At 44.9% G+C, this 21,596-nt stretch carries 16 protein-coding genes; 9 read left to right on the top strand and 7 right to left on the bottom strand.

Features of this window, described 5'->3' with window-relative positions:
• Positions 1-10: 10 nt before the first annotated feature.
• From KIV41_RS21315 to KIV41_RS21335, 5 genes are all read left to right on the top strand, one after another.
• On the top strand, positions 11-685 hold the full coding sequence (locus tag KIV41_RS21315; RefSeq protein ID WP_285337652.1) for a fimbria/pilus periplasmic chaperone: 675 nt from the start codon (positions 11-13) through the stop codon (positions 683-685).
• Complete coding sequence (locus KIV41_RS21320) at positions 669-3,149, top strand: fimbria/pilus outer membrane usher protein (protein WP_285337653.1); 2,481 nt, start codon at positions 669-671, stop codon at positions 3,147-3,149. The genes KIV41_RS21315 and KIV41_RS21320 overlap by 17 nt, the downstream gene beginning before the upstream one ends.
• Positions 3,139-4,017, top strand: a complete 879-nt coding sequence (locus KIV41_RS21325) for a hypothetical protein (protein WP_285337654.1) — start codon at positions 3,139-3,141, stop codon at positions 4,015-4,017. The genes KIV41_RS21320 and KIV41_RS21325 overlap by 11 nt, the downstream gene beginning before the upstream one ends.
• Positions 4,018-4,125: 108 nt before the next feature.
• Complete coding sequence (locus KIV41_RS21330) at positions 4,126-4,791, top strand: LuxR C-terminal-related transcriptional regulator (protein WP_045387546.1); 666 nt, start codon at positions 4,126-4,128, stop codon at positions 4,789-4,791.
• Positions 4,792-5,038: 247 nt separating this feature from the next.
• A complete protein-coding gene (locus KIV41_RS21335; protein WP_010447811.1) occupies positions 5,039-6,511 on the top strand; it encodes a carboxypeptidase M32 in 1,473 nt (490 codons plus the stop codon).
• Positions 6,512-6,564: 53 nt separating this feature from the next.
• Here KIV41_RS21335 and KIV41_RS21340 read toward each other — a convergent pair whose 3' ends face one another.
• Together KIV41_RS21340 and KIV41_RS21345 are read right to left on the bottom strand one after the other, a co-directional pair.
• Positions 6,565-9,612, bottom strand: a complete 3,048-nt coding sequence (locus KIV41_RS21340) for an efflux RND transporter permease subunit (RefSeq protein WP_285337655.1) — start codon at positions 9,610-9,612, stop codon at positions 6,565-6,567.
• A complete protein-coding gene (locus KIV41_RS21345) occupies positions 9,609-10,379 on the bottom strand; it encodes an efflux RND transporter periplasmic adaptor subunit (RefSeq protein WP_010447809.1) in 771 nt (256 codons plus the stop codon). Before KIV41_RS21345 ends, KIV41_RS21340 begins: the two co-directional genes overlap by 4 nt.
• 445 nt (positions 10,380-10,824) lie before the next feature.
• Between KIV41_RS21345 and KIV41_RS21350 the strand changes: the two genes are divergently transcribed.
• The 4 genes from KIV41_RS21350 (at position 10,825) to KIV41_RS21365 (ending at position 13,878) form a co-directional block, all read left to right on the top strand.
• Positions 10,825-11,931 (top strand): M20/M25/M40 family metallo-hydrolase, encoded by a 1,107-nt coding sequence (locus tag KIV41_RS21350; protein WP_252041984.1) that lies wholly within the window; start codon positions 10,825-10,827, stop codon positions 11,929-11,931.
• Between the two features lie 497 nt (positions 11,932-12,428).
• A complete protein-coding gene (locus KIV41_RS21355) occupies positions 12,429-12,608 on the top strand; it encodes a hypothetical protein (protein ID WP_252041983.1) in 180 nt (59 codons plus the stop codon).
• A 157-nt stretch (positions 12,609-12,765) separates the two neighbouring features.
• Positions 12,766-13,194 (top strand): hypothetical protein, encoded by a 429-nt coding sequence (locus KIV41_RS21360; RefSeq protein ID WP_252041982.1) that lies wholly within the window; start codon positions 12,766-12,768, stop codon positions 13,192-13,194.
• Between the two features lie 9 nt (positions 13,195-13,203).
• Positions 13,204-13,878, top strand: coding sequence for a Crp/Fnr family transcriptional regulator (locus KIV41_RS21365; protein WP_252041981.1), 675 nt, complete (start codon positions 13,204-13,206; stop codon positions 13,876-13,878).
• A 72-nt stretch (positions 13,879-13,950) separates the two neighbouring features.
• Here the strand turns inward: KIV41_RS21365 and tsgA are convergent, their stop codons facing one another.
• The 5 genes from tsgA to hrpA all read right to left on the bottom strand — a co-directional run bounded on the left by tsgA (position 13,951) and on the right by hrpA (position 21,537).
• A complete protein-coding gene (tsgA, locus tag KIV41_RS21370; protein ID WP_285337656.1) occupies positions 13,951-15,117 on the bottom strand; it encodes an MFS transporter TsgA in 1,167 nt (388 codons plus the stop codon).
• Positions 15,118-15,204: 87 nt separating this feature from the next.
• Complete coding sequence (gene deoD / locus KIV41_RS21375; RefSeq protein WP_370445480.1) at positions 15,205-15,915, bottom strand: purine-nucleoside phosphorylase; 711 nt, start codon at positions 15,913-15,915, stop codon at positions 15,205-15,207.
• Positions 15,916-16,076: 161 nt separating this feature from the next.
• Positions 16,077-16,592, bottom strand: coding sequence for a porin family protein (locus KIV41_RS21380; protein WP_171305271.1), 516 nt, complete (start codon positions 16,590-16,592; stop codon positions 16,077-16,079).
• 214 nt (positions 16,593-16,806) lie between these two features.
• The gene (locus KIV41_RS21385; protein ID WP_010447800.1) at positions 16,807-17,286 is read right to left on the bottom strand and encodes a porin family protein; all 480 of its coding nucleotides are present in this window, start codon (positions 17,284-17,286) and stop codon (positions 16,807-16,809) included.
• 213 nt (positions 17,287-17,499) lie between these two features.
• A complete protein-coding gene (gene hrpA / locus KIV41_RS21390) occupies positions 17,500-21,537 on the bottom strand; it encodes an ATP-dependent RNA helicase HrpA (protein ID WP_373417618.1) in 4,038 nt (1,345 codons plus the stop codon).
• Positions 21,538-21,596 lie beyond the last annotated feature (59 nt).

The following is a 21,596-nucleotide window of genomic DNA, read 5'->3' on the forward strand; positions in this document are numbered from 1 at the left end:
AATGAGAATAATGAGTCTACTTGGCGTTCTCCTACTAGTCATGAGCTACCCATCGTTAGCCATTGTTATTTCACCCACGGTTTTAGAACTGAATACAAGCAAGAGTAATAATGCTCAATTGATTGTCACCAATAACTCAAATATCAAATTACCTATTGAAGTGACCGTTAAAAAAATTGTATTCAATGAAGATGGGAAATACTCGACTAATAATATCAGTCACGAAGAAATTTTAGTTTTTCCACCAGCAGCAATGTTAATGCCAGGGAAAAAACAAACATTTCGAGTGCAATGGTTAAAGAATAAGCCTATTAATCATTCAGAGAGTTATTTCATTCGATTTAGTGAAGCTAAAGTAAAAGACAATAAAGAAACTCAACGTAGCAATAACCTAACAACCGACGTTGACTTAAATATACATTATAACGCGCTAGTTCACGTGTTCGACCAAACATTAAGGCCCAATGTATACGCCCATATTGATGAACTCGGTGCCATTACACTTCAAAATAGAGGCTCTCGATACACATTTTCATCACTCGTTCATTTTGGTGAGTTAAATTCTGAGGTAAATGATCTGCTGCAAAACGAAATTGGGCAGCAATTCTTACCTCCTCATTCATTAATAAAGTTGCCGTCAACTTCAACCTTACCTGCCGGTCTATATCATGGAAAAGAACAATGAATTGAGTTTATTATTGAAGTTCTTCTTTCTACCCCTACTCTCACTGTTTCTAACAAATAGTGTCTCCCATAGTCGAGAAGTCGTTCTGAACCCGACTGGCAGGGATATCGAATTGGTCTCTTTAGTTAGGATCAGTGATACTGTACTCGGTGAAGCTTCTATCACCATCACCGCAGACGATTCCATTGTATTACCCAAAGAAAGCACACTAGGTCTATTATCTTCTTCAGTTTCACAGCAAGCCATCCAGAGGCTTCGTGACGTAAACAACCTCGAAACGCTCACACAAGTTGACTTTGAAAAAGTCGGACTGGGCTTACAGTTCGATCTTTCAACCCTAGAGTGCATCATCGCCGTCCCAAATGAGCTAAGCCTCACACAGCAAATCTCGTTGTCCGATAATAACGATCATTACAATTACAACGAGCCAAGCTTTTACAGTGGTTATTTGAACATTTTCCTAAACGCAAATGAAACCCAATCATTTGATGAGCAAAGCTCTAGAACCAGCCTTTATAGCTCTCGACTAGATTCTGGCCTAAACATTGGTTCACTTAACATTGAGTATGAGTCCATCTTTGAAAATGGCTCTGAAAAAGAATCGACATACAATAGAGAAGGGACGCGGCTCAATGTCGACTTCCCTACCCAAGGAACAAGGCTAGTCGTCGGTGACATGTACAATCCCGGCACTAGTTTTCAAGATGGCACTGACGTTCTTGGGCTCGGCATTACGCGAGACTTTACGCTTATCCCCACCCGAAATGTTCGACCAAAAGCAAATCAGTCTTTTACGCTGCAAAGAACCTCAAGTGTTGACGTTGTGATTGACGGTATTGTTGTGCAACGATTCACGCTTGGTGCAGGCAGTTATAACTTGAGTGACATCCCCTTGGCTCAAGGAACGAACGATGTAGAACTCGTGATTACTGACTCATCCGGTCAACAAGAACGCATCCAGTTTTCGATTGCCACAGGTAACGACTTATTGGACAGCGGAGAGTTTGAATATAGCCTGATGTATGGTGCGCCTTCATTTTTCGACAATGGCGCCATAGATTATTTTTCAGATCAAAGACTTGCTCATGGTTACCTAGATTTTGGTGTGACGCCTTGGTTAACACTCGGTGTTAACGCTCAGACAAGAGAAAAGCTGTATCAATATGGCTTTTCTGCTCTATTTGCGAATTCTCTTGGCATTACCGAACTTTCTGGCTCCCAAAGCCACCATCCCGAGTTTGGCAATGGACACGCCTATAAAGTGGCGTTTGATGCGGAGTTTTCTGACGCCAATTCATGGCAGCCTCAACTTAGCCTGGTTTACGAATATCAATCCGAGAATTTTTCTGGCGTCAGTGACCTTGACTCAACCCAATCACCATTAAATTTAACCACACATTATGCGTCAGCTTTTGCTGCTGTTTACATTTACGATAGTTTGAGAGCCGCAGTGACATTCAACTATCGCTCTGGCCTCGATAAAAACAATGATTATTGGTCAGTCAGCCCGAGCTTATCTGGTCCTTTTTTTGGCACACCTGCTACTTGGAGTGCTCGCGTAAACTATCAGAATAATGAGGTAGACTCAGATGAAGTCAACACAACACTAACTCTAAGTTGGCCGCTTAGTAAACAGTCTCGCGTCGTCGGCCGATACTCTACTGAAATCGATCAAGCTTCGCTCGACTACACCTATCAAAACAACGTTGGCAATACTGGCGGGGTCTCTGGTTTTGCATCTGTCGTTACCGACAGAGAGACGGATTCTAGCGTCGACCTCGGCATTAACTATGCCGCAAATCGATACCAATTCATTGCGGACCACTCTTCACGCCTTGAAGATCTAGACGAGGACAGACGAAATCACTCCACAAGAATCGAAATTGGTAGTGCCCTCGCCTTTGCAGGAACCTCCGTTACGATTGGCCGCCCTGTACGTGAAGCATTTGCGGTTGTAAGCAAGCATTCAAGCTTAGAAGATAACGCTATCGCGATAGACCCAACTAAAGATGGTGACTACGCCCGCGTCTACAGTACTAACCAACATAACGTATTAATCCCGGATCTGGTCGCCTACAACACACAACTGATTAGTTACGATGTAGAAGATCTTCCTCCCGGCTATGATCTTGGAGAAGGTGCCTTTTGGCTCAATCCCGGAAACAAGCAAGGGTACGCTCTTCAGATTGGTTCCGATGCCGTCTTAACCGTTATAGGCACTCTTTTAGATAGACAAAGTGGCAGCCCCATCCCTCTTGTGGCAGGAACAGCAAGCTACTTAGGAACGGGAAAGCAGCTGCCAATTGAGTTTTTTACGAATAGAAATGGCTTATTTGCGATATCTGGCTTGAAACCTGGGCGCTATAAGCTCGAACTTGATACCAAACAAAAGCAAACCGTCACCATTGATTTAAGTGAACAACAAGAAGTCCTGATAAGACTGGGAGAGCTCTATGTTGATTAGATCATCCTTTTACCTGATTTCCCTTATTACAGCCTTGCAATCCAATTCGGTGGTAGGTTGTCAAATAAACTCACTGAGCATTGAGCCTATTGCAACGCCTTATAGCTATGATGTCTTTGCCAATGGACCTTATGCGATGACCAACTCTTATAAAGCTGCCGCAGATATTGTAGGCGAAAATTGTCATGTTGAGATGTCACTGCAAATGGAAGATGTAACGACGACATTAGCGGGCAGTAACCAGCAAACTCTCGCATTTACATGGGCTGGGGGCAACGGTACGTCCGTTGCAAACCAATGGCAATTTGTACTAACAGAACAATCGCCCTCGGCCATCATACAAATGCGTTACCCAGCAAAGCAGTGGCTCCCGGCAGGCTCCTACAGCGGAACACTACAGCTCGCGTTAGCTTATTCTTCAATGTTGAACCAAACACCATTATCGCCTGCAATCACGACTGTGAATGTCACGGTTAACCCGATTGCAAAAATACAATTTTATGGATTAACTCAGAGGCAATACGACTTAGATTTGGGTAACTTGTACTCAAACAAAGTGATCAGTAATGCGCCAAATTTATGGGTTCAAAGTAACAGTCCTTATCAAATTACCGTTACTTCTAGCCACCAAGGGAAGTTAAGGCATCAATCGAATGATGGACAGTGGGACATCGATTACCAACTTTCGTTTGATAGCCAAGTGATTGACTTAGACCTTTTGGAGGCTCAAGTGAACAAAAGTGAAATGACTTCTGGGCTGCCTATTGCTCTTAACTTTGTCATTGGTGACACGTTCAACAGACCGGGAGGAAAGTATAGCGATACTCTAGATATATCTATTGAGCCACTTCTTTCACAACAACCATAGGCATTCCCAATGATGAGACAGTAAAGAGTGGCAAGGGCAATATCAGTGGACTATGGTGATATTGTTAACATTAAGTGCTAAGACAAAATTACTATTTTGGGGCTAGTCATGCACGGTAGGGCAAACAACAGCGGCCGACTCAGTATTCTTTTGGTTGGAGATCATTGTATACAGAATCAGTTTTTACGCCGCGAAATAGAGAAAAGTAATAAGTATAAGTTCACAAGGAAAAGCATTCATGATTTCAGTCACTTAACTATCCAAGGCTCGTTCGACATTGTGTTGGTATCCTACGCACAATTAGAAAAGTATGATTATCATGGCTTTATCTCTGCCTGCACAGCGGAGGCAGACCTGATCGTTTACGACGTACCTAATGGTATTGTCGAGCTTAAACTCGCCGCGAGTTTAAATCTCAAGGGAATGCTTTATGAAGATGCCCCTATTGAGCACTTAACGCGCTGCATACAAGCGGTCGAAAACCAAGAGCTCTGGCTACCGAGAAAAGTCATGGAAAAAATGCTCAGCGACATTCGCCCTTATGCAATGAACTCCCAGGATATCAGCTCCACACTAACCAAACGTGAGAAGCAGATACTTGATCGGCTCGTTCAAGGCCATTCTAACCTGCAAATCGCGGAAGAGTTATTTGTTGCGGAAAGCACAGTAAAGACCCACGTTTATAAACTGTACAAAAAACTCAATGTCAGTAACCGAAAAGAAGCCGTTCAGAAAGCAAGCCAACCGTTTCATTACGAATTTAAGCCACACTAACGTATTAGGTGTACTTAACCGCACATGCTGCCCCCCCCTCTAAAGGCATCCTACCTCTATACAAGTTACTGAAATTGTGCACAATAGACCTGAATTATTTGTTAAAAAATAGTAAATTCAAATAATCTCGCTATCGGTGATTTGTTGATGCTTTATCTTGTTCTGCATCCAGCACCAAGAGAAGGAACCCTAGGTTCAAGGACCCCTTTGGGGCGTTTAAGGAAAGAAAATACAAAAGAGTAGTCACATGAGCGCATTTCAAAAACTCGTCGAACATTCAAATAAAGTCTTCAACTTCGGTCATTTAGCATCCATTGTTGGTTGGGATCAGGCAGCCGTTATGCCCGCAGGCGGTGCAGAAGCTCGATCTAATGCAGTGGCAGAATTAGAAGTCCACATCCACTCTTTAATGACTCAGCCACACCTTGGTGACCTATTTGCTCAAGCAGAAGAAGAGTCACTATCTGCTAAAGAGCAAGCCGTACTTCGCGAAATGAAACGTGATTGGCAGCAGGCTAACCTATTACCAGAGTCATTAGTTCAAGCTCAGTCCCTAGCGGGCTCAAAGTGTGAACACGCTTGGCGTACTCAGCGTGGTGACAATGACTGGGCGGGGTTCGAAAAGAACTGGGCAGAAGTGGTCAAACTTTCTCAAGAAGAAGCGCAAATCCGAGCGGAAGCCAATGGCACTACGCCTTACGATGCAATGCTAGATATTTATGAACCTGGCACAACTTCCGCTTCACTCGATGCTCTATTTGCAGACGTTAAAACGTGGCTACCGAATCTAATCGATGACGCTATCGAGAAACAAAAGTCGAACAATATTCTACTGCCTAACGGCCACTACCCTGCTGAAAAGCAAAAGGCATTGGGTCTAGAAGTCATGAAGCTTTTGCAGTTCGATTTTGAGCATGGCCGTCTCGATGAAAGTGTTCACCCTTTCTGTGGTGGTGTACCAACCGATGTACGAATTACTACTCGTTATGACGAGAGCGAATTTGTTCAATCTCTAATGGGTATCGTGCACGAAACTGGTCACGCGCGTTACGAGCAAGGTTTACCTAAATCGCTAGCGGGCACTATGGCAGGTCAAGCACGCTCAATGGGAATCCATGAGTCTCAATCTCTGTTCTTTGAGATGCAAGTCGGTCGTAGCCAAGGATTTGTAGAACACCTAGCACGTCTGGCTTCGAACCACTTTGAAGGCCCTGAGTTTGCACAAGATAACTTATCAAAAATCTACACTCACGTAGAGAAAGGCTTTATCCGAGTTGACGCTGACGAGTTGACCTACCCAGCTCACGTCATCTTACGTTACGAGATTGAGCGCGATCTGATGAATGGCGTAATCAAACATACCGACGTGCCAGAGTTGTGGAATGAAAAGATGAAGTCTTATCTTGGTCTATCAACAGAAGGGAACTTCAAAAACGGTTGTATGCAAGACATCCACTGGACCGATGGTTCATTTGGCTATTTCCCTTCATACACACTAGGCGCAATGTATGCGGCACAATTTATGGCTGCTATGAAGAAAACCGTGGACGTGGATGGCGCAATTCGCTCCGGTGATCTGTCACCAATCTTCACATGGTTATCTGACAATATTTGGAGCCAAGGAAGCCTACTATCTACTGATGACTTGGTCACACAAGCGACTGGTGAAGTCTTAAACGCTAAGCACTTTAAAGATCATTTGATTGGTCGTTACCTCTAACAGTCAAATCGAAAGAAAGCCGAGCATATTGCTCGGCTTTTTGTTTTTAATGGCTACTTAACCAGTATCGCATCATTTGTCTTTTCATCCATTTCATTAGGCGATTGCACGCCGTTATTACGATGAGTCCAAAGGTAGATGGATGGAATAACCGTAAGGGTCACTATCATCGAGATAACACAGCCCCATCCTACTACTAACGCCATTGGAGACATGTAATTGTCATAACCACCAAACCCATACGCCAAAGGAATTAGACCAGCAACCGTCGTGATGGTCGTTAATGTTATTGGTCGAACGCGACTTTGAGTCCCTTGAATGACAAACTCTAATAAGTTGCTTTTATTACAATCCGATTCGTGTTCTTTAAAGTGCCAGATCAACACTAAGCTGTTATTCACCATGATACCAATCAAGGCGATCATCCCGATAATCGAGAAGAAACTTAAAACTTGATTGTGTAAGAACAGAATGAACAACGCGCCTGCAATACCAAAAGGAATCACCGTTAAGACAATTAACGTCTCTCTCATCCTATCGAACAACAAGATGAGAAGCAGAGCGATGCCAATAAACGCCACGCTGATTGCAATGATAAAGCCTTGTTGTGCTTCCTGGGTTTCAAGGATTTGACCAGTAGCGATGATCGATGCACCGCCGTACTCTTTATTGGCAAACTCTTGTTGCACCAAAGCAAACACCGCCACAGGGTCTGTTACCGTAGCATCTACCCCAGAAGAAACGCGGATAACTCGTTCACCATTAAAGTGCTTGATCTGCGCTTCTGAGTCTGCATTTTTCCATCGAACCAACTCGCTCAAAGGCACGAGCTTGTTATCACTTGCACGAACTAACAGGTTATTGAGCTCCTCAAGTGACTTGTCATCCTCTTCTAACGCAACTCGGAAGTACACTTCTTCCTCACCGTTAAAGATGCGAGTCACTCGCTGACCATCAATCGCGAACTTGATGATGTCACCTACTTGGTTCGCGCTAATACCATAATATTTTAACCAATGGTGCTGTAGTTCTGCTTGGATCTGCGGTGCAGGTGCGTTCAAATCGCGACGCACACGACTGGTTCCGTCGAGAGAATCAATATATGCCGTTAAGTCATTGGCTAAGTTCTCACGACCTTCGTCCGTTCCGCCAACAACACGTAAATCAACTGGGCGTCCAACTGGTGGCCCACCACCATCAATATCAAATTCGATCTGCGCGAGACCGGTAATTTGTGTGGCTTTTTCTTCCCACTCCTCAACGATTTGCTCTGCCGTTCGGGTTCGACTATTAGGTGGTGTTAGTGAGATAACCCAATAGCTATTTGGTGAACTCACCTCTCCGTACCAGTAGTTTACCTCTTCCGTATTTTTAATCAGTGACTCTAATTTCTGAGTTTCTTGCCAAACGTCATCCAAATCCAGTTCTGGATTCGACTCAGCACTTATCTCGATCAGATACGCGCCATCCGTAGGGAAGAACAGAAAACTCAAGCTCTTATAAGAAATTGCACCTAAACTCAGGATCACAACAGTGATACATGGTAACGCCAACTTACTATTGCGAATAACAAACTCAATCAATCTATTAAGGATCGTTAAATCTAAGAAGGCTTTCTTTTTGAGTTGGTTGCGCTTGGTTAAAATGCCTTTTAGGTGAGCAGGAATAAAGAACAGTGCATCAACGAATGAGAAACACAGCGCCACAATCACGGTAAGCGGAATAACATAAACGAGCTTACCACTGTTACCAGGTAAAAAGAGCAACGGCACAAACGCGATCATAGTTGAAAGAATACTAGCCAGTACCGCAGGAAATACGCTCTTCACCCCCTGAGTTACAGCGGTTTCAACAGGGTATCCCTCTTCGACTAACGCGACGATTTTATCACTGACAACGACAGCATCATCCACAATGATGCCGACGATTAAAATCAATGCCGACATGGTAAACACATCGAGGATTTGGCCAAAAGGTGGAAGTAAAGCCAAGGTGCCAAAAATACAAACTGGAATGGAAACCGCAACCCAAAACGCGATTCTTCTGTCTAGGAACAGCGCCAGAGTAATCAGCACTAAACCAAGTCCTACCAAACCGTTGTCTTTCACAATACGCGCTTTTTCTTGAATATCTCCAGATAAATCAGAACCGATTGCGATTGTGTACTTATCCCCTAGCAAGCTTTGCTGGCTATCAATCAATGCTTTAACCGCATTGGAAGTACTAATGACATCGGCTGTTTCATTGGTCCTGAGATCAAATAGGATACTCTTATTACCATTTATCGAGCCGTAAACATCACCTTTTTCAAAACCATCCTCAATGACACCTGAGACATCTTTTAGCTGGATATTGGGACTGAATGAAATGAACATGTTTCTCAGCTCATCAAGACTGTCCAACTCTGCAGATGTCATTAATTCTGGGTTGTTCTTGAGCGTCTCTAGACGTCCTCCACTGATCAAAGTGTTACGCTCGGCAATCAGTGCTGCAACTTGGTCGAGTGTCAGACCGTACCGGCGCAATGAAATTGGTTCAAGCTGAATTAAGAACTCAGGAGCGCGTAAATCAACGGTATAAACCTCACCTATCCCCTCAACGCGGCGCAACGCGAGCTCAAGATCTTTGGCTTTCTGTCGCAGTGCTTTGTAGCCAACATCACCTGAGATACCCACTACCATGAAATCTAGACTGTACGATTTTTTGATCGAAAGTGTTGGCGCTTCAGTCACTCCTGCAGGCAAGTCAGATACTCTTGCCAAGGCATCTCGAATGTCTTGGTACACCGCATTTGGGTCTGAAACGTTACGGTCCAACACCACACTGATGTTGGAAATGCCAGTTTCAGAGGTAGATGTGAACTCTTTTAAGCCAGAAATGGAAAGCAACTCTTTTTCAATCTTACTGGTGATATTGCTCTCGATGTCTTTCGCACTTGCTCCGGGATAAACGGTAACAATATTACCTTTACCTAGATCAAATCGCGGCTTTTCCGCCAGCGGCAGGTTGTACGCAGTTAGCGCCCCTACACTGATGATCAAAATCGTCAGTATTTTAGAGGCAAACTTACGATGAGAGAGTAGTTCTAAGAAGAAGTTCACATCGCCTCCTCATCATTGAAATAGACATAAGATTCCATGCCAGGGTTCAGCAAACCATCAGTGTTTTGGACGGTGACTTCAACAAGGAAGCCTGGTTCACTGTTTTTAAACGCAGGCGAAAGTAAGGTAATTGTTCCATCTAACGTCTTATTCACTGAAGGGACTTCGACTTTCACCGCTTCACCTTTTGTGAACTTGTTAAAATCAATTTCCAATAGGTGGAAACTGACCTTTAACATATCCATATCTGCGATAGTAAATAGAGGATCGCCTACCGAGATAAACTGCCCCATCTCTACAGAACGATCAATAATGACGCCATCAAATGGAGCATCTGGCGTTGCTTTATCTAGCGTCCTTGCGGCAATTTTGTATTGGGTGTTGCTGACATTAAATTGAGCTCGGCCAATGTTGGTCACACGAATTTGATTATCGACATCACTCGCGGACACGCCTTTGCTCTTTAATAGAGACTGATAGCGCTTCAATTGCTTTTCTTGAATATCGAGCTCAGCGCGACTTACTTCAAGCTCGTTTCTCGCAAGCTCTAAGCTCAACGAATAGTCTTGCGACGACAAAGACAGTAACTCTTGGCCTTGAGTCACCAAATCGCCATTGTCATAAACATAAGAGTCGACGACTCCTGCAACCTCACTTTTAACAACGACACTTTTTTCAGGGATTAACTGACCTACAACGTAATCACTCGAGGCATGAGCAATACTTGATAGGAAAAACAACGGTATTAGTGCAGATCTTTTATTCATTTAGTTATCTCAAATCTGATGAACCAAAAGTGACCTGTGCAGATTGCTCTATTCAAATAATTAGAAACCACTGATATCAACGCACAAGCCCATGATGTTTAGCAAAACGTTAACCAAAAGTATGGTTAATAGTTAACGCAATTCTTGATTGGACCTATAAATTATCAGTGGAAGTGTGGAAAAAAAGTGAGTCCTTAATGGACAGGGTTGAAAGTCAATTGATAGAACTATTTACACCTCTAGCGTACTTTTTCAAGAATTAACCGAATTCGTGACGGTGTTATGAGATTCAGAATTCTCTTGGTCAGAACAATGTCAGGCAGCGGTGTTTTTTGATTCAAGACAGTTTTCACTGGGTTAAGGTGTGTAATAAGAGGTGTTCTGTTCCCTTTCGGGCCCGCACGATACGGATGCGGTCTCGACCCAGAAAGAAAGAGACACCCAAATGACACAAATCAATCAAGAACGTCTAGTTGAACACTTCTGCCAACTGGTTCGCATCGATAGCGAATCAATGAATGAAAAACAAATCGCAGAAACTCTAGCTGAGCAACTGGGCGAGTTAGGCTTTACAGTTCAAAAGCTACCTGTACCAGAACACATTTCTAACGGTTTTAACGTATACGCGCGTCTAGAAGGTAAGAAAGAAGGCTCTATCCTAATGAGCTGCCACATGGATACAGTAACTCCGGGTATTGGCATCGAACCTATCATCGAAGACGGCATCATTCGCTCTAAAGGCAATACAATTCTTGGCGGCGATGACAAGTCTGGTATTGCGGCAATCATGGAAGCGGTTCGCTGCATCCAAGCAGAAAACCTTGAGCACAAAACACTAGAGCTTGCATTCACTGTGCATGAAGAAGGCGGTCTGTTCGGCTCTGAGTACTTCGACATGACGCACGTAACGTCTAAAGAAGCGATCGTACTAGACACAGGCGGTCCTATCGGCACTATCGTGACAGCAGCACCTGGTCAGCAAAAAATCGTTGCGACAATCAAAGGCCGTCCAGCACACGCGGGTCTAGCTCCTGAAGAAGGCATCAGTGCAATCATGGTCGCGGCAGATGCCATCAATCAGATGAACCTGCTTCGCATCGACGAAGAAACAACAGCAAACATCGGTATGGTAAATGGTGGTCAAGCGACTAACATCGTAATGCCAGAGCTAAAAATCGTTGCCGAAGCTCGCTCTCTAAATGGCGAGAAGCTAGAAGCGCAAGTCAACCACATGATCTCTACATTCGAGTCTGTGAGCGAAAAACATGGTGCAGAAGTTGAAATCGAATCAAGCCGTGCATACGACGCGTTTGTTATCGAAGAAGACAATGCACACGTATCAGCAATCAAAGCGGCATTCGCTGACATGGGCATCGATGCGTTCACAAAAGGCACAGGTGGCGGTAGCGACGCGAACAACTTCAATAAGAAAGGGCTAACAACCGTAAACCTTTCTACAGGTATGGCAAAAGTACACACCACGGAAGAATTCATTGCAGTGGACGACATGGTGAAAATCACAGAGTTCGTAAAACACTTCCTAGTAAAATAAGCTCACTGCAAACCTAAATTCAGATAATCACTTTGATCCCCTTCCGGCCCTACGCTTGAAGGGGATTTTTTATTAGATACCTTTGCGTACTTCACTTACTAGATTGTGCTCACTGTAAATAAATCTAGTGCCATAAACCCGCCCACAACTTTGTGACACTGTCACTAAAAACCCACAAATAGATAGCCACAATATCAGTTTTTGTGCTGAACATTGGCTATTTACTCTCCTTCTACCAACGTATTTTAATAAAAAGCCTAAACGCTTATAAACTTCGCTCAATTAAGATGCCAACTACATAAAAATCAACACCTTGACTAGATAGATAACGACAAATTTGGACATAAGGTTCCAATCTGATTCCACCATCAAGCTGGGGCTGGAAGTACCTAGGCTCAGCAGAAAATCATGTTCAGTTTGGTTTTAACCCACTGAAAATCGATCGTAGTAGCATCGACAATGCACAGCGAGTAGCGAACTATTTTAATCAGTCTAAGTTGCTGACATGGGAACAAGCAGGCACAACGGCATGGGGTGAATCGGAAAACGCCATTTTCATCGATACCGATGCAGACGGTGAACGCCGCTACTTTATGCAAAAACGCCCGGGAGTGAACATCGCGTTGCCAGTTCAAAACACCTCTGACGCTGATTGGCAACATCTCGGCCAGTTCTAACTCGTAAAAATGTTCGTAGCATGATCATTTAACGTTAACGCCCTACCTAAGCTCAGACTTGTGTAGGGAGTCTTTCTATTTTATTCCAGCGGTCTTTTTGGTGTTGCCCTCAAACCGAGTTACACTACGCCCTCTTTTCCTTTTCTGATTCATTCCCATGACCGACGCTGATATCGAGCTGCAACACCTTTGGTTAGAAGTCCAAGCTGAGCGCTGGCAGAACCTGTCACGCTTTTTGTTTAGCTATTACTGTTACAAACACAACCTCGTGAGTAAAACCAATAAAGTGTGTTGGGAAACAGCCCGTGCATCACTACCTTGTTCTAAGACGATTACCGAACGCAAACATGCGGTTATCGAACCATTGATACCGGAAGATACGGTCGTTGGACTATTAAAAACCATCAGCAAAGATGGCGATATGAGCTTTGAAATAATGACGAGCACACTCGACACATTTTTGCGCTATGTTGTGATCAGCAAACAAGAAAAAGCCCAGCTTAAAACCAACATGCCAGCAAGTTGGTATCAGCTAGAGAACAAGTCATTAATGGCACGTTTTGAGCTCGCAGGTATTGTCATTTAAGGTACGTCGATGCAGTTACAAACCCTAGGTAAAGGACGCTTCGAGGCGCAATGGAGTGAAGATAAACATCTTATCGAAAAAACGATCCGAGATTGCATCTGTACGCGCCGAATTTTTGATGAAAACGAAAAGCTCCTCACCCAAGGCGAGCATGTCGAGAACTTATATCTGGTCGATTCCGGTCGCATCTCCATGGGAGTCACGGCGAGAAACGGCAAAACCTTTCTGCTTGGCACGCTTGAGTGTGAACAACAAGTCTTTGGTGAAATGGAGTTCTTTACTGGCTATCGTTGCCAAATGGATATTATCCCAGTTGAGCCAGTTGAAGTTGCCATTATTGATGCGCAAAAGCTGCAAAAGTGCCTGTTAGAGCAGCCTCGACTGTCGCTTTACTTTGCCAGTGCTATCGCGATTGATTACCAAGATACGGTGGAGATTCTTTCTCGCCGATTACTTTACCCAATCACCTATAACGTGGCATACGACATTTATCATCAGTATTTAAATGACCTGCCAGTGGATGGGTTCCAAAAGAACTACTTGGAAGCTGAGCGATTTGCCACCTCAGATCGTGTGTATCGCCGCGCAGTGAAAGAGCTTGAAAGCAAAGGCTTCATTGCCAAAGAAAAGAAAGGGTTACGTATTCTCGACTTGGACGGACTGCGTAATTTTGTCGACGAATAGCTGAGTTCTTTAATCGTAAATGAGAAAAGGTCTGCACAATGCAGACCTTTTTGTTTTCGTACTTAATTTCATTTAAGCGGTTTGCGTTTGCCTTACCGTTTTAAACTTCATTGAAACCACTAACATTGCCACGACTACTGCGTAGATAACTGGGATAGCGTACATCACGGTTTGCAGACCAACCACGCTTTCCATTACCGAACTGATGGCTGGGCTAAACATCGCGCCCGCACTGCCGCTGATTAAAATGTATGACACGTTCTTACTGGTTGCATTGCGCACAAACGATACACCGTAAGCAATAAAGGCATTGTAAAGCGCAGCGCACGCAAAACCGTAACCGTAAGTCAGGTATGACAACCATTCTAGTTTATCCGTAGTAACGATAACGCTAGTGATCACCATAGCAACAGAGATGATAGTCAGTAAGAAAGTCTGAATCTTCATACGCGAAACAATCACGGTAGAAACCAACGCACCAACCAGAGCGGCAGACCAGTATTGAGTGATGATGTTGCCCGCTTGCTCAAATGGGATATCAAACTTCTCTTTCACGAACATTGGTGCCCAAGTTAGGAAGGTGTACAGCGCAAGCATACCTAGGAACAAACCTACACCACCGCTGATGATGCCGAAGTTCCATTCAGATTTTGCTTCTTGCTCAGAGCCACTTTCGCCGCCACATTGGTTAAAGTTGGTCAGCAGCGCAACAAACATAGTTGCCAGCGCTACCACGCCCACACTCAGGTAGCTGATGCTCCAGTTCATGGCATTGGTCAGTGCATATGTGGTAATCAAAGGGAAAACAACGCCCGCAACATTGAAGGTCGCGTCTTGAACCACCAGCATGGTGCTTTGAATTTTGTCTTTCCATACCGATACGACGATAGTACCCGCGATACAAAGACCGACACCACCACAGAAACCAATGACTGTCATGCCAAGCATCACGATAAACAGAGATGGTGCAACGTATAGGCTCAATGCAGAAGCTGCAATCGCGCCGTAACACAACACGGTCATGCGTTTGATGCCGACTTTCTCAATCAAAAAGAAAGCAGCGATAGTGCCGGCAAGTGCGCCGCCATTTAATAGCGAGAAAATCGACGCGACTTCGTTAACGTTCGCATCAAAGGTGTTGGCAAGCGGTTCGACCAACATACCAAATTGGGTCGCAAAACCCGCCATGATGAAGTTGGCGAGAAAGCTAATTGCGGTGAGTGTTATTTTATTTTTCATAGTTCACTCCAAGGGCTCATTGGATAGATGTTCTTATCATGATTGAGAGCCAGCGAGCTAGCTCTCAAAACAAACTTAATCGTAGGGTTAAGCTTTAATCGCAGTTTCTAGCGCAATTTCAATCATGTTGTTGAAAGAAAGCTGACGCTCTTCTGCTGTGGTTTCTTCGCCAGTAATGCAGTGATCAGACACGGTCAAAATCGCCAGCGATTCGATGCCGAATTGGTGCGCCAAGCCGTACAAGCCCGCCACTTCCATGTCCACACCAAGCACGCCAAAGCGTTCTAGTGCAGGGATCATGTCTTCATCCGGATCGTAGTAAAGATCACCAGTGAAAATGTTGCCCACTTTGACATCAATGCCTTTCTCTTTCGCAGACATGTAAGCATTGTGCAGCAGTTCAAACGTTGCAGACGTTGCCATGTGGTAGCCACTGCTGCGCTTAGCGTTAGTTGGTGAATCCGTACCTGCTGCTTGCGCTAAGATTACGTCACGCATGTGAACGTCTTTTTGCGTCGCACCGATACTACCGATTCGGATAATGCGTTTCACACCAAAGTCATTAATCAGCTCGTGACCGTAAAGCACCATTGATGGGATGCCCATGCCATGCCCCATGACTGAAATGCGCTGGCCTTTGTAGTAACCGGTGTAACCCAGCATGTTACGAATGTCCGTGACCAGTTTGGCGTCATCTAGGTAGGTTTCAGCGATGTATTTCGCGCGCAGCGGGTCGCCCGGCATGATAACAGTTGAAGCAAAATCTTCTGCAGAACCTGCGATATGAGCAGTCATAATGTTTTCCTCGTTCGTTCTGATGGCGCAATCATAATGAGGAAGCGGGACAAAGTTTCAGGACAAAAGTCCGGTTTAAAAGTACAAGGTCAGAACGGAAGAAAGGCAACAAAAAACAAAAAAGCACCTATGAAAGGTGCTTTGGGGGTGATGCGAAACCAGTATTACAAGAAGTGGAATGTTACATTGCCAGTAATGCTACTTAAGCTATCACTATCTCCTTCAATATCCACGCCGAAAGCTTGATAACTCGCCCCAATTGAAATGTTATCCAGAACGAAGTATTCAGCACCAAATCCAACCACATATGACACACCATCATCCTTGTCCAAAGAACTTAATGATCCGTTGTATTCAACATTAAATGCGTTAATTCCCGCTTTACCGTATACGTGGAGAGGGCCAAAATCAATGCTAGGTTTTGCAGCTAAGTAGAACGAAGAAAAATCCACACTGCCGGAGTTTCCACCTAAAGATAGGTCAACTTGTCCATGGTTAAAGTAGCCAACTTCAATACCAATCAATGGCAAGATCCCCGTGCCAACATGAATGCCGTAAGTTGTGTCATTTTCGCTGTCGATATCAGACTGACCAATTTGACCACCAGCGTAGATCCAAGAGTCAGCAAACGCTGAACTTGAACAAAGCACCAGAGCCAATAACGAGAGTTTTGTTTTCATAGTGATACCTTTCTGATTGGATTCCAGACTGGCCTATAAGACGAGTGTTTTCGCGTCTATTATGCTTTTCTAGCCAGACTATATGAGAAAGCTAGCTCGTTTTTCGAAAAGTGGGCGAATAAAATATAAGCAATATTTATTTGTGTGATTTACAAACAAAAAACGCCGGCATGTTGCCGACGTTTTACAAATAAACCTTCGAAGAACTCGATGATTATAGGAAGTGCAGTGTCGCGTTTAGAGAGAAAGTACCGATGTCGTCTTTACCCGCTGTGTAGTTCATGTAGCTTGCACCAACAGACATAGGACCGAAAATGAAGTATTCCGCACCCACACCGTACATTAGATCGAAATCATCGTCGTTTGTGCCGCCAGAAACTTTCTTATCCCACTGGTGGATACCGCCTTTTGCGTACACGTGTAGCGGGCCGAAATCGATACTTGGCTTAAGTGCTGCGTAGTAAGAAGTCAGCTTAGTATCTTTGCCATCTACTTTGAATTCACCGTGCTGAGTTACACCTGCTTCGATACCGATGATAGGCAGGATACCTGTACCAACGTGTACTGAGTAAGAAGTGTCACTTTCGCCTTTAAAATCAGACTGGCCTACAGACGCTCCGCCGTAAATCCATGAGTCTGCCATTGCTGCAGAAGAAGCACCAAGAAGTGCTACTGCCAATAGAGTTTTCTTCATCATCAACCTTTACTCTTTATTATTACCCACTTCTGCTTTGGGCAGAGGTTGGTACTGCAAACATAAAAGAGGCGAACCTTTGCCTCTTTTATGACTAAAAATCACTTGTGGCCAAAAATCTGCAATTACTGTACCAATAGAGCCTATAACTGGACAAACCATTGATTAGTCAGTAATCCCCACAAGAAAAACCGCCGCTATTGTACTGATCGCTTAGCAAGCATCAATCGCATTTTTGACACGTTTATCAGAAACCGGATATGGAGTGCCTAATTGTTGAGCAAAGAAGCTCACACGAAGTTCCTCGAGCATCCAACGGATCTCTTTTACATTCTCCGGAATCACCATGCCTTTTGGAATCTTGTTCAGCAACTCTTTATAATCACTGGCTACTGACTCCACTTTTAGCATGTGTAAACGGTCTTTATTCGGATCAATCGGCAACTTCTCCATACGGCGCTCAATCGCGCGCATGTAACGTAGAATATCTGGCAGACGTTTCCAGCCACATTCTGTTGCGAAACCTTTGAAGATCAGTCCTTCTATTTGTGCTTTGATGTCCGATAACGCAAACGCCATGGTGAAATCGATCTTGCCTTTCAACTTCTTATTGATGTTGAACGCGGTCGTCAGGATGGTTTCCACTTGCTGCGCAATTTCCACCACGGTATCACCAAGTTCAGCACGAACGTGTTCTTTCAGCGCATCAAACTTCTCAGGCTCCCAAACCAAACCGCCCTGCTCTTCGATAAGCTTATCGACACCACACGCGATACAGTCATCAATCAGATCCAGCACTTTACCGTAAGGGTTAAAGTACAGACCCAACTTCGACTTGTTCGGTAAGTTAGAGTGCAGGTATTTAATTGGCGACGGCACGTTCAACAAGATCAGACGGCGCTGACCCGCTTGCATTGCCGTGACCTGCTCGTATTCGGTCTCGTACAGTTTGATTTCAACACTGTCCTTAGAATCCACAATCGCTGGGTACGCTTTAACATCGTAACCGCCACGTTTTTGTTGGTACACCTTAGGCAGCTCGCCAAAACTCCACGTATGCAAACCTTCTTGCTCGATGTCGTCATCCGCAACTTTTGAAAGGGTTTCTTGAACTTTGTCTTTCAAGCTCTCTTTCAATTCGTGAAGGTCTTTGTTTTCCTTCAACTTGCGATTTCTATGGTCAACCGCGCGGAAAGTCACCTTCAAGTGCTCCGGAATTTGATCCATATTCCAATCTTCGCGCAGAACTTCTACACCCGTCATTCGACGCAGCTCTTTCTCTAACGAGTCAAGCAGCGGCGCTTCCATCGGTGTTGCACGAGCTAAGAAAGCATCGGCGTAGTTTGGCGCAGGAACAAAGTTCTTACGCACCGTCTTCGGCAGCGATTTAATCAAACTCACCACAAGCTCATGGCGCAGACCTGGGATCTGCCAATCAAAGCCTGCAGGCTCGACTTGGTTCAAGATCGGCAGCGGCAAGTGTACCGTCACACCGTCACTGTCATCACCCGGCTCAAACTGGTAGCTCAGCTTAAGTTTCAGGTTGTTTTGATGCCAGAAGTTCGGGTAATCCAAATCGGTAACGTGGCTTGCATCGCCCTTGAACAGCATCTCTTTCTCGAAGTTCAGCAGTTCTTTGTTGTCTTTAGACGCTTTCTTCCACCACGTATCGAAGTGTTTACCAGAGACTACTTCAGTACCAACACGTTGGTCGTAGAAATCAAACAGTTCATCGTCATCCACCAAGATGTCACGGCGACGAGATTTGTGTTCAAGTTCTTCCACTTCTTGAAGAAGCTTGCGGTTTTGCTTGAAGAACGCGTGTTTAGTTTCCCACTCACCTTCCACCAGCGCACTACGAATGAATAGCTCACGACTGACGGTTGGATCGATACTGCCATAGTTCACCAAACGCTTCGGTACAATTGGCACGCCGTAAAGCATCACTTTCTCGTGTGCCATGACTGCTGCACGTTTCTTCGACCAATGCGGCTCGCTGTAACTGCGCTTAATCAGGTGCTTCGCTAACGGTTCAATCCACTCAGGTTGAATCTTGGCGATGATACGACCCCAAAGTTTAGAGGTTTCCACCAATTCAGCAGACATGATCCACTTAGGTTGTTTCTTGAATAGACCCGATGCTGGGAAGATATGGAAACGAGCGTTACGCGCGCCTTGGTATTCATTCTTCTCTTGGTCTTTCATACCGATGTGTGACAACAAACCGACTAGGATTGAACTGTGTACGCCATGGTAAGACGCAGGCTCATCGTTAAGTTTGAATTCCATTTCACGCATCGACTGGTGAATTTGGAAGTACACATCTTGCCACTCACGTACACGTAAGTAGTTCAAGTAGTCTTGTTTACATTGCTTGCGGAACTGGTTGCCTGTCAGCGCTTTTTGCTGCTTCTGGATGTAATCCCACAAGTTCACAAACGTCAGAAAATCTGAGTCTTCATGGAAGAAACGTTTGTGCTTGTCATCAGATGATTGCTGCTTGTCACTTGGACGCTCGCGCGGGTCTTGAATCGACAATGCCGCCGCGATGATCATTACTTCTTTCAGTGCGCCTTGCTTTGGTGATTCCAATACCATACGTGCTAGACGAGGGTCGATTGGAAGGCGTGCAAGTTGACGACCAATGCTGGTTAGGCGTTTTTTCGCGTCCTTCGCTTCTGCGTTAATCGCACCTAGCTCTTCCAGCAAACGAACACCGTCTTGGATGTTACGTTTGTCTGGCGCTTCCACAAATGGGAAGGCTTGAATGTCACCCAAACCAAGAGCCGTCATCTGCAAGATAACCGACGCTAGGTTAGTACGCAGGATCTCAGGATCGGTAAACTCCGGACGTGACTCAAAATCTTCCTCTGAGTACAGACGGATACAGATACCCTCTTCCACACGACCACAACGACCTTTACGCTGGTTCGCACTCGCCTGAGAAACTGGCTCGATTGGAAGACGCTGAACCTTAGTACGGTAACTGTATCGGCTGATACGTGCCGTACCTGGATCGATAACGTATTTGATGCCCGGAACCGTCAACGAGGTTTCCGCTACGTTGGTTGCCAGTACAATGCGACGACCAGCATGAGGTTGGAAAATCTTGTTCTGTTCACCCGCCGACAAACGTGCGTAAAGCGGCACAATTTCCGTGCTCTTCAGATTACGTTTAGACAGTGCATCAGCGGTATCGCGGATTTCACGCTCACCGTTCATGAAGATCAGAATGTCACCTAAGCCTTCATCGCACAGTTCGTCTACCGCTTCGAAGATACCTTCAAGTTGGTCACGATCATTATCGTCATCACCACTTAGTGGGCGGTAACGCGTTTCTACTGGGTAAGTACGACCTGACACCTCAATGATTGGTGCGTTGTTGAAGTGTTTTGAAAAACGCTCAGGGTCGATGGTTGCCGACGTGATGATCACTTTCAAATCAGGACGACGTGGCAGCAACTCTTTCAAGTAACCCAAGATGAAATCGATGTTCAGGCTGCGCTCGTGCGCTTCATCGATAATGATGGTGTCGTATTGATTCAAGAAACGGTCATGCTGAATTTCAGCCAGCAAGATACCGTCCGTCATCAATTTGATTTGGGTATTTTCAGAGATCTGATCGTTGAATCGAACCTTGTAACCAACAAACTCACCAAGCTTGGTTTCCATCTCTTCGGCAATACGGTTCGCAACCGAACGCGCCGCAAGACGACGAGGCTGAGTATGACCTATCAGACCGAATTTACCGCGACCAAGCTCAGCACAGATTTTTGGTAACTGAGTGGTTTTACCTGAACCGGTTTCACCTGCAACGATAACCACTTGGTTTTCTTCGATCGCTTTCGCAATGTCGTCGCGTTTTTGGCTGACTGGCAGAATTTCAGGGTATTCAATCGTTGGTTTGTAGCTACTACGTTGCTCCACAACCATCATGGATTTGGCGATGTCTAATGCGATTTCATCAAATACAGCGTTACGCGCTGCATCTTTTTTGATTTTGCTTGCACCAGAGATTCGTTTACTCAAGCGGAAGCGGTCACGCATCATGCACTGGTTAAGTGCCTTGCGTAGTGACGCCGCATTATTTACTTGAGCCTGAGGCGCAGCATTCTGAGAAGCTTGTGCTTGAGATGCATTAGCCTGCTTCGCTTTGGCATTTTGCGCACCATTTGACGGTGTCGCTTGCTCTTCAGCGGGATTCTTTTTTGGGGGCTGTGACGAAGTCAAAGCGTTTCCTATTCTTTTCATTACATAAAACTGCGCGGATTGTAGCACATAAGGGCTAGAACAAGATAACGGAAAGCAGT

The organism is Vibrio sp. D401a (assembly GCF_030248515.1).
Lineage (GTDB): Bacteria > Pseudomonadota > Gammaproteobacteria > Enterobacterales > Vibrionaceae > Vibrio > Vibrio rotiferianus.